The sequence below is a fragment of the Flavobacterium macacae genome (assembly GCF_003865365.1).
Taxonomy (GTDB): domain Bacteria; phylum Bacteroidota; class Bacteroidia; order Flavobacteriales; family Flavobacteriaceae; genus Flavobacterium; species Flavobacterium macacae.
In genome coordinates this window covers 48,749-58,768 of the sequence record NZ_RQVR01000017.1, presented here as the reverse complement: position 1 = coordinate 58,768, position 10,020 = coordinate 48,749, and the positions used below count along the sequence as shown (strand labels likewise).

The 10,020-nt window shown below is 34.5% G+C and carries 10 protein-coding genes; 2 read left to right on the top strand and 8 right to left on the bottom strand.

What is annotated here, in order from left to right:
* Nucleotides 1-81 precede the first annotated feature (81 nt).
* Nucleotides 82-1,077, top strand: coding sequence for a PorP/SprF family type IX secretion system membrane protein (locus tag EG849_RS13215; protein WP_125013567.1), 996 nt, complete (start codon nucleotides 82-84; stop codon nucleotides 1,075-1,077).
* A gap of 72 nt (nucleotides 1,078-1,149) precedes the next feature.
* Nucleotides 1,150-1,668, top strand: a complete 519-nt coding sequence (locus EG849_RS13210) for a gamma carbonic anhydrase family protein (protein ID WP_125013566.1) — start codon at nucleotides 1,150-1,152, stop codon at nucleotides 1,666-1,668.
* Nucleotides 1,669-1,675: 7 nt separating this feature from the next.
* Here the strand turns inward: EG849_RS13210 and murI are convergent, their stop codons facing one another.
* From murI to EG849_RS13170, 8 genes are all read right to left on the bottom strand, one after another.
* Complete coding sequence (murI, locus tag EG849_RS13205) at nucleotides 1,676-2,452, bottom strand: glutamate racemase (RefSeq protein ID WP_125013565.1); 777 nt, start codon at nucleotides 2,450-2,452, stop codon at nucleotides 1,676-1,678.
* A gap of 67 nt (nucleotides 2,453-2,519) precedes the next feature.
* Entirely contained in the window at nucleotides 2,520-3,020 is a 501-nt protein-coding gene (locus EG849_RS13200; RefSeq protein WP_125013570.1) for an OmpH family outer membrane protein, read from the bottom strand.
* A gap of 33 nt (nucleotides 3,021-3,053) precedes the next feature.
* The gene (locus tag EG849_RS13195) at nucleotides 3,054-4,094 is read right to left on the bottom strand and encodes an OmpH family outer membrane protein (RefSeq protein WP_125013564.1); all 1,041 of its coding nucleotides are present in this window, start codon (nucleotides 4,092-4,094) and stop codon (nucleotides 3,054-3,056) included.
* Between the two features lie 45 nt (nucleotides 4,095-4,139).
* Nucleotides 4,140-6,770: a BamA/OMP85 family outer membrane protein gene (locus EG849_RS13190; protein WP_125013563.1), complete on the bottom strand. Its 2,631-nt coding sequence runs from the start codon at nucleotides 6,768-6,770 to the stop codon at nucleotides 4,140-4,142.
* On the bottom strand, nucleotides 6,703-7,443 hold the full coding sequence (locus EG849_RS13185) for an isoprenyl transferase (RefSeq protein ID WP_125013562.1): 741 nt from the start codon (nucleotides 7,441-7,443) through the stop codon (nucleotides 6,703-6,705). The genes EG849_RS13190 and EG849_RS13185 overlap by 68 nt, the downstream gene beginning before the upstream one ends.
* 7 nt (nucleotides 7,444-7,450) lie before the next feature.
* Nucleotides 7,451-8,134, bottom strand: coding sequence for a type IX secretion system protein PorG (gene porG, locus EG849_RS13180; RefSeq protein ID WP_125013561.1), 684 nt, complete (start codon nucleotides 8,132-8,134; stop codon nucleotides 7,451-7,453).
* A 153-nt stretch (nucleotides 8,135-8,287) separates the two neighbouring features.
* The gene (locus EG849_RS13175) at nucleotides 8,288-9,172 is read right to left on the bottom strand and encodes an NAD kinase (protein WP_125013560.1); all 885 of its coding nucleotides are present in this window, start codon (nucleotides 9,170-9,172) and stop codon (nucleotides 8,288-8,290) included.
* A gap of 107 nt (nucleotides 9,173-9,279) precedes the next feature.
* Entirely contained in the window at nucleotides 9,280-9,939 is a 660-nt protein-coding gene (locus EG849_RS13170; protein WP_125013559.1) for a CBS domain-containing protein, read from the bottom strand.
* Nucleotides 9,940-10,020: the final 81 nt, after the last annotated feature.

Here is a 10,020-nt window from a genome sequence, read left to right as displayed (position 1 = left end):
CTACTGGTTTAGAGTAGAATATGTGGAGCAAGGAGTGGCAAAAGAATTTAGAGCGCATTTTTCATTAAAAAGATAGACCCCATGAATTTTAAAAAGAGGTATTTAGCAGTATTATTGTTTTTATCACAAGTTTCATTTTCACAAGAAGGAATTGCAGTATATTCAGATTATTTGTCAGACAATTATTATTTGATACATCCATCAATGGCGGGAGCCGCAAATTGTGCTAAAGTTAGATTGACTGCACGTCAACAATGGTTTGGCCAAGATGATGCCCCAGCCTTACAGACTTTAAGTTTTAACGGTAGAGTGGGAGAACAATCAGGAATGGGAGTTATTTTATTTAATGATAAAAATGGTTACCACTCACAATCTGGAGCAAAAATTACTTATGCACATCATATTATGTTTTCTAGAGGAGAATATGATTTGAACCAATTATCATTTGGTATGAGTGCAGGTCTCGTACAAAGTCAATTAGATGAAACTGCTTTTGGTGGTGAATTTGATCCAGTAATTGTTGGAGGTGTTTATCAAAAAGATTCTTATTTTAATGTTGATTTTGGTGCATCTTATAATTATCTAGACTTTTATGCGCACTTTACAGTTAAAAATGCAGTGTCAAATATTAAAAGAGAAATCTATACTGATTTTGAATCGGATAACTTAAGAAAATACTTGTTCAGTGCTGGATATGTTTTTGGGGATGCGGATAGACTTCAGATAGAGCCTTCTTTCTTGTTTCAATATGTTGATGAAACCAAAGAGAAAACAATTGACATTAATGCAAAAGTTTACAAAGAATTAGAATTTGGAAGACTTTGGGGTGGATTATCTTATAGAAGAAGTTTTGATGGAGCGCAATATATTGATGGAAACAGTATTTCTGATCAAAAATTGCAATACATTACTCCAATTGTTGGTTTAAATTATAAAAATTTCATGATCGCCTATACTTACTCTCATTTAACAGGAGATGTTAAATTTGACAATGGTGGTTTTCACCAAATTACATTAGGTATAAACCTTTTCTGTAAAAGAGAAAAATGGGATTGTAATTGTCCTGCGGTTAACTAAATTTCAGTTGATATTAATTCATGTCCCGATATTATTTATAATTTTATCGGGATTTTTTTATTCTATAAAGTTATGCTAGTAAAATCTGTAAATGGTAAAAGTCCATTAATTCCTGAAGACTGTTATGTTGCTGAAAATGCAACAATAATTGGTGATGTTAGTTTTGGTTCCTCTTGTAGTGTTTGGTTTAATGCTGTGATTAGAGGAGATGTAAATTATATTAAAATAGGGGATAAAGTAAATATTCAAGACGGCGCGGTAATTCATTGTACTTATCAGAAACATCCAACAATCATTGGTAATAACGTTTCAATCGGCCACAATGCCATTGTGCACGGCTGTGAGGTTCACGATAATGTTTTGATCGGTATGGGAGCCATCGTAATGGATAATTGCGTAATTGAAAGCAATTCTATTGTTGCGGCGGGTGCTGTGATTACACAAAACACAACTGTTGAATCAGGGTCAATTTATGCAGGTGTTCCGGCAAAGAAAGTTAAAGACATTAATAAGTCTGATTTTGCTGGAGAAATTGAAAGGATTTCAAATAATTATGTCATGTATTCAAGTTGGCTTAAAGAAGACAAATAAATTTATTTTAGAAATCTTTTTGAGTAACTACATATTTGTTTTGAAGAATATTCTGTAAAACTTTGGGATTTGAGTTTGTGTAAAAAAGATTACTGCTTTTAAGCTCGTTATTAAGTCCGATTTTGTCTTCTAGTACTTTGAGTGTTTGTTTTGCAACGGCTTGGCCAGAATCAATTATTTTGACATTTGGAGGGAGTATTTTTTTGATTTGTGGAATCAGATAAGGATAATGACTGCAACCCAAAACAAGATAGTCGATATTTGCTTGAATCATGGGCGTAAGGTATTGTTGCAATAAAGAAGTCATTTCTTCGGAATACATTTCACCATTTTCAATCAATTTGACCAGATTAAATCCCACTTGTTCAATGATGGTTGTTTCATGGAATTTTTCTACATTCTTATTAAAAAGTTCACTGTTTAAAGTTCCCTTTGTAGCCAAAATGCCTATTGTTTGCGTTTTTGAATTGTTTGCTGCGGGTTTAATAGCTGGTTCAATTCCGATGAAGGGAATCTTAAACTTCTCTCTTAATTCTTTTATAGCGTTTGTTGTTGCGGTATTGCAAGCCACGACAATCATTTTTGCATTATGATTTAATAAAAACTCAGTATTTTTAAAGCTTAGATCTATAATTTCTTCTTTTGACTTTTGTCCGTAAGGAGCATTTTTACTGTCAGCTAGGTAAATTGTATTTTCGTTTGGAAGCAGGTTATGAATTTCTTGCCAGATGGAAGTGCCACCAATTCCAGAGTCAAAAAGGCCGATTGGGTTCGAGTTTGTCATAGAAACAAATATAAAAAAAAACTGCTCAAAAATATTGAGCAGTTTTTAAAATTTTTATTTTCAGATATTAAAATCCTAAATCTTTTTTGATGTCAGCAGTTAAGTTTGGACCATCAGCAAGAAGTAATCCTGCAGAGTTCAAAATATACTGGTATCCTTTTGCTTTACCAACTTTTGAAATTGAAGCTTTTACTTTTTCTTCAATTGGTTTAAGTAAATCTGCTTCCTTTTGTTGTAATTCTTTTTGAGCATTTTCAGAATAATCTCTCATTCTTTTTTGCATGTCTTGTACTTCAAGACCTCTTTCTTGATTTACTTTATCACCAGCTGTTGGCTCTTCTGCAGTATACTTCTTGATTTTGTTTGTATACTCAGTTGAAAGAGTAGTATATTCAGCAGCGTAAGTTTCTTGTAGTTTTTGAAGTTGTTTGTTAGCTTCAATAACCGCTGGCATTTTCGTCATGATTTCAGCAACATCTACGTGTGCTGTTTTTGCTTGAGCATTAGCGGTTTGGTTAGCACCGATTATTAACAATGCGGCGATTAATAAAGATTTCAATTGTTTCATCATTTTAAAGTATTAATTAATTTAGTTTTAATTTTAATTTTCTCCTGCTGGTGGAGTTGTTGTGTTTTTATTTTCTTCTCTTTCTTTTTTCAGCGCTTCTCTATCTTCAAGAATTTTTTTTCTTTTTTCTTCAAGAGCCGCTTTTCTTTCGTCAAGTTTTCTTTGTCTTTCTTCAGCAGCTGCTTGTCTCACTTGTTCAGCAGCTTCTCTTTTTTCGTTTACTGATTCTGTTGGTGTTTTATTAGTCTCTGTAGTTGAATTTTCTTCACCTTCGCCAGCTTTATTTCCTTCACTATTTGGTTTAGCCGCATTTTTCTTTGCTTCTCTTTCTTCTAAAAGGCGAGCTCTTCTTTCAGCATATTCCAGTTTTTTAGCTTCTGCAGCAGCAGCGGCAGCAGCTTTTCGATCCTCAATCATTTGCTGTCTGGTTTCTCTTTTCTCTTCGTTCGCTTTTTCTCTTTCAGAAAGCTCCGGATTAGAGTCAATTAAATCTTGCTTGCGTTCTCTTTCTTCTTCATCTTTCAATTGCTTGCTTGTCAATTGTTCTCTTTTTTCAGCTCTGACCAATTGTCTGACCACTTGGTCGCTAATGTTTCTGTTTTTTGCTGCAAAAAGCATTGTCAAATCAGATGATTTATCAAATACAAAATCATATTTTTTTGCAGCAGCAATATCTTGAACGATAGTAAAAACTTGGTCTTGAATGGGTTTAACTAAAACAGCTTTCTGCGTCATTAAATCACCCGTTGGTCCAAATCTTTTTTGTTGAAAATCGGATAATTCCGTTTCTAAGAATGAAATTTCTTCTTCTTTTTCTTCAATTAATTCTTTAGTTAAAAGAACTCTTTCTGTTTTTAGATTTTCTTTCAGCTTTGTGATTTCATTTCTCTTAACTTCGGCTTCTTGTTTCCATTTTTGAGCTTTAAGTTCTAGCTGATTATTTGCTTCGGCATAATTTGGAACTTTCTCCAAAATATATTCCATATCAATGTATCCGATAAGGACTCCACGACCAGATTGAGCATTAACGGCTACTGTGGCTAATAAAAATAATATTAAAAAGTTTTTTTTCATATTCTTATAAATGTATTAGAAAATATCGTGCCAAAATTATTTTTCTTAAAACTGTTGTCCAATGATAAAGTGTGTTTGCCATCCACTTTTTTGCGTTGTTCCTGGAGCGGCATCAAAACCGTGACCAAAATCAATACCTAATAATCCAAAGGCAGGCATAAAGATTCTTAAACCAACACCGGCAGAACGTTGTAAAGAAAACGGGTTGTAATCTTTAAAACCATTCCAAGCTCCACCCGCTTCTAAGAAAGATAAGGCATAAATCGATGCAGCACCTTTTAAAGTGATTGGATATCTTAATTCTAAAGAGAATTTATTATAAATTGTTGCTCCGTCTCTAGATCCATTTATTAAAGGTGTCAAAGATTGATTTTCATAACCCCTTAACTGAATGACCTCTCTACCATCTAAAGAATAATTGGCCAAACCATCACCTCCAACAAAAAATCTTTCAAAAGGAACATCGCCTCTGTCACTGTTGTAAGCGCCTAAATATCCAAATTCTCCTAATGTACGCAATACGAATTTACCAATAAATTTTGTATAGACGTCACCTTTGAATTTAATTTTGTAATATTCTAATAGTTTAAATTTTTCTTGGTCAATTTTTGCTTGATCAGGTGATCCGTCTGCTAATTGAAATTCTTCTTTGTTTCCAAGGTTTTTATAATCTACTCCGTTAAACAGTGAGTAAGGCAATGTAAGTTTTGCACTGACGCTAAATTCTGATCCTTGAATAGGGAAAATTGGGTCAATCGCTTTACTGTTTCTTGTTAAACCAATTGTGTAGGCTAAGTTTCTTGAACTTCCGTTACCAAAACTGAACAAACCAGTGTTGTAATTGTTTAAGTCATAATATTGAAAACTAATTCCTTGTGACAATACAAAATAATCATCTGGAACATTCAAACGTTTTGCGATACCAACAGATAACGACGTGATGTTGAAACTTTTGTCTCTGTCTACATCATTTCCGCCTGAATATAAAAATTGCTTACTGTGAGAAACCGATCCTGTGAATTGAACTGGTTTTCTTCCTCCAAGCCAAGGCTCAGATAAAGACAAACTGTACGTTTGGAAATAAGAACTTCCTTGCAAACGAAGCGCCAATTTTTGTCCGTCTCCCATCGGAAGCGGTGTGTAAGCGTCTTTGTTGAAAATGTTTTTGATTGAGAAGTTGTTGAATGAAAGTCCAAGTGTTCCGATGAAACCACCGCCACCATAACCACCTTGTAGTTCGATTTGGCTTGATCCTTTTTCAACCACATTGTATTCAATGTCAACAGTTCCTGCCCCTGGATCCACATTTAAGAATTTTGGCTCTAGTGCTTGTGGGTCAAAGAAACCTAATTGTCCAAGCTCACGAATTGTTCTTACCAATAATTCTTTGCTGTATTTTTGTCCAGGTCTTGTTCTAATCTCTCTGTAAATAACTTTATCGTTTGTTTTGTCGTTACCAACCACTGAGATTTTATTGAAGTATGCCATTGGACCTTCTTGAATTCTAATCTCGAAATCAATCGTGTCATTTGCAGTTCTAACCTCTACGGCATTAATTGTAGAGAACAAGTAGCCATTATTTTGATATAAGTTGGTAATGTCGTTTCCGTCGGGAGCTGTTTTATCTGCGATTCTTTTTTCTAATAAAACACCATTATAAACATCTCCTTTTTCGATGCCCAACATGGAGCGAAGTCCTTGGTCAGAATAAACAGAGTTGCCTAAAAATTTGATGTCTCCAAAATAATATTTGTTTCCTTCTTCAATATTTAAATTGATGGCAACAGTATTGTTTGCTTTGTTGTAAGAAACAGAATCAGAAACAACTCTTGCGTCTCTAAAACCTTTTTCTTTGTACTTTTTAACAATGTTTGTTAAGTCTTCTTGGTATTTTTCGTTGATGAATTTAGAACCTTTCCAGAAACGCAACGGGAATCTGGTTTTGGTGTTTTTCATCGCTTTTTTAAGCTTACCATCTTTAAATTGCTCGTTTCCGTTAAAGGTAATGCTGCTTACTTTTACCTTACTTCCTTTGTCAATATTGACTACCATGTTCACATTGTTTCCATCAGTCGTGTCTGCAATGGTATTGATGGCTACTTTTGTATTGTAAAAACCGTCTTTCTTGTATTTGTTTTCAAGATAGTTTTTTGTTGTAGTAATAAGGTTTTCGTTGACTTTTTTTCCTTTTGTAAGATTGTTTTCTTTTATTAAAGCTTCAATCTTGCCTTTTTTGACACCTTGTATTTTTACTTCGTTAAGTCCTGGAACCTCAGTCATATACATATCAATAAATATGCTGTCGCCTTCAATTCTATTTACATAAGTATCGATTTCGTTAAATAAACCAAGTTTCCACAGTTTTTTTATAGCGGTACTGATTTCTTCACCAGGAACAACGATTTTTTGACCTTTTTGAAGGCCAGCAAATGTTACAATTGTTTGTTCATTATAAGAAACTTTACCAATAACTTTAACATCGGCTAAAATGTATTCTCTTCCTTGGTCAAAAGGTAACCTGTCTTGTTCTTGGGCTTTTGCCTGAAATATATTTCCTAAAACTAATACGGTTAAGAATAGCTTAATGCTTTTATCTAACATTAAAATTTTATTTAATTTGTTCACTTGTTTTTCCAAATCTACGTTCTCTTTTTTGATAACTAATGATAGCCTCATATAAATCTTTTTCTCTAAAGTCAGGCCACAATACATCTGTGAAGTACAATTCTGCGTAAGCAATTTGCCAAAGTAAGAAATTGCTGATTCTGTGTTCGCCACTGGTTCGTATTAATAAATCTACATCCGGTAAATTTTGCGTGTAAAGATGCTGATTAATAATTGATTCGTCAATAGCGTCTATTGAAATTATATTATTTTTAACTTTACTGCTTATTTCCTTAATTGCAGAAACGATTTCTTCTCGCGAACCATAGCTCAGGGCAAGGGTAAGCGTCATTCGGTCGTTGTCTTTTGTCTGGGAAATTACTTGGGATAATTCTTTTTGTGCAGAGCTAGGAAGTTTTTCAAAGTTGCCAATTGTGATTAATTTAATGTTGTTATTCATCAAGGTTTTTAGCTCATTTTTCAATGATTTGATGAGTAATTTCATTAGTGTGTCTACTTCCAGTTTTGGGCGGTTCCAGTTTTCAGTAGAAAAAGCGTATAATGTAAGATTTTCTATGCCTAATTTGGCACAGGTTTCAACCGTTTCCCGAACTGCTTTTGTACCGCTCTCGTGGCCAAGAGCTCTTAATAAACCTTTTTGTTTTGCCCAACGGCCATTTCCGTCCATAATGATGGCCAGGTGTTTTGGGAGGTTATCTTTGTTTATAGTATCTATTAAATTCATCTATATTTTAGTCTGCACAATAGCAGGGTTTGTTTCCAAAAGTGTATGTCAGCGTCAAGCCTGTAAAAACATACCAGTCGTTGCTGTTTAAATTTCCAAACCTAAGTTCTTCAAAATTGTTGTTCTTTGGGTTGCTTCCGTCAAGATTGTCGGTAAAAGTATATCTTGCTCCAGATTCTAACCCGAGAACCCAATGGTCTGCAATTCTTGCTTTTATTCCGATTACCATCGGAATGGCAAATCCCATTTCTTTATAATCTTCCTGATAATGATTTCCCGTATGGAATAATTCGGTATATTGAAAAACGCTCAATCCTGAATATATATAAGGAGTGACTAAAAAGCCAGATTCGTGCAAATTAAAGTCAAAAAAATTGAATTCAAGCCCTAAAGATAACTCTTTTAAGTCGTTTTCAAAGTTTAAGCCCCTTTGGTTTCTGCCAGAAACATCAGAATTTTTATCGTCAGAGGTCATTTTTCCTTGCGTATAAGAAACTCTCCACGAATGTCTCGGGCTTTTATTCCATTTGTATAATAATCCAAAAGCACCTTCATTCGGCTTGATGTAATTCGTTGGGCCAATATCTCCGATGTAATTGTTTCCTCCAGCAAAAATTCCGATTTCGTGAATTTGTGCATTTGAAAAGGCAAAGGTGAAAACGCAGAAAATGGTGATTACTATTCGATTCATTTTATGGAAAATAAAGGGTGCAAATATAACAATTATGAACACTTATCAACTGTCTAATAATTAAATATGTGTAATTATAAACAAATGATGCGTTAATTCGATTTAAAGTAAACGAAAGTATAGTGTTGATAGTATATTTCGAAAGGGATTTCTTTAGTTTCTTTTGTCCTCGCCCCAAAGCAGTTTTGTTCGCAAAGTCTTTAAAAAACTAGTGCCTGGAAGTTCCACCATATTGATTTTAAAAGGGGTTTTTTTCAATGTCAGAACGGTGTCATTGTCAATTGACGTAACCCTGGAATCGAGAGAGACCAAATATTGCTCTTCTCTTCCCGAAACTTTTAATTTGATTTCCACATTGTCAGGGATTACCAAAGGTCTTGCTGTTAAATTATGAGGCGCAATGGGTGTAATCACAAAACTTTCGACCTCCGGAGTCAAAAGCGGTCCGCCACAACTCAAGGAGTATCCGGTAGAACCCGTTGGGGTAGAGACAATAAGTCCATCTGCCCAATACGAATTTAAGTATTCGCCGTTTAAATAGGTTTCAATGGTAATCATCGAAGTCGTATCTTTTCTGCTGACTGTAATTTCATTCATCGCAAAATTCAGGCTTTCGATTTTTGAATTGTGTGGAGAACTTTCCAAACTGATCAAGGTTCTGGGCGAGACCGTGAAATTTTTATCGATGATGAACTGCATCAGCTCGTCAATATTTTCTTTTTGGACCGTTGCCAAAAAACCAAGCCTGCCGGCATTGACACCTAAAATTGGAATGCCAGAATTTCTGACTAAAGTCGCGGCGCGAAGGATTGTCCCGTCACCACCGATGCTTACCAATACATCCACGTCATTGGGCAAATCATCAAAATCGTGAAAAGTAGCGTAATCTCTTGTGATGATTTTTTTTTCATACAACATCGCCAAGAAATCATCTTGGATCACCAGCTCCACATTATTTTTAGTAAAAAATATGAAAATATCTTTAATGATGGGCTCGGTGCTGTTTTGATAATATTGACCGTAAATGGCTACTTTCATTGGTTTAATTAGATAATTTGGTCTCAGATAATCAGTTAATTTTTGGATTCGAAATTCGGCGTCAAGATAATTATCCAAATCACCTCATTCGCCAATTTTCTAATTATTTATATGTTAAGATATTTGTCTAAATAGTCAGATCGTTCTTTCAGGGCATTCAAATAATTGTCTTCTTGGTGTTCCGAAATAATTTCATAATTGTATCTTCTGAACGTTTGGATGATTTCGCTCATCGCGCCAAGCGTAATTTTTACGGTAACTTGAACGTTGTCATTTTCTACGTTAGAAATAAACAAGCCCAAAAGTTTTCCGTTATTGCTTTCTACAATTTGGGTGATTTGGCTCATCGAATAATCACTGCTGTTTTTTTCTACGATGATAATGCCTCCCAATTCTTTCAAAAAAGGCGTTTCGTGGAAAAATTTCACAATGTCAGTGATTTCATAATAGCCAATATAATTATTGCGGTCATCCAAAACCGGAACAACGCTGGTGTGATTTCGCGCAAAAACTTCTAAGACATCCAGCCAGATCATATTCGTTCTGGCATAAAATCCTTCTAAAGTGTAACGGTAATCAGATACTTTTTTATCAGTATCAAAAGTTTCAACATCGTCTAAAGCAATGCTTCCCAGATACGTCCCATCTTCTAAAACCGGAAAATGCGAAAAAGACAATTCAGCAAAAAAATCCTGAACGGTCTCAATAGACTCGTCAATGGCAATCGCCTTGATATCGTTGTTGATATAATCTGTAATTTCTGTCATAGCCTAAAGTCAATAATCGTTTGCAAAATAATCAAAAAATAGCACAAAACACCGTGTTTAACTTTGTATTTTTGTGCTAAT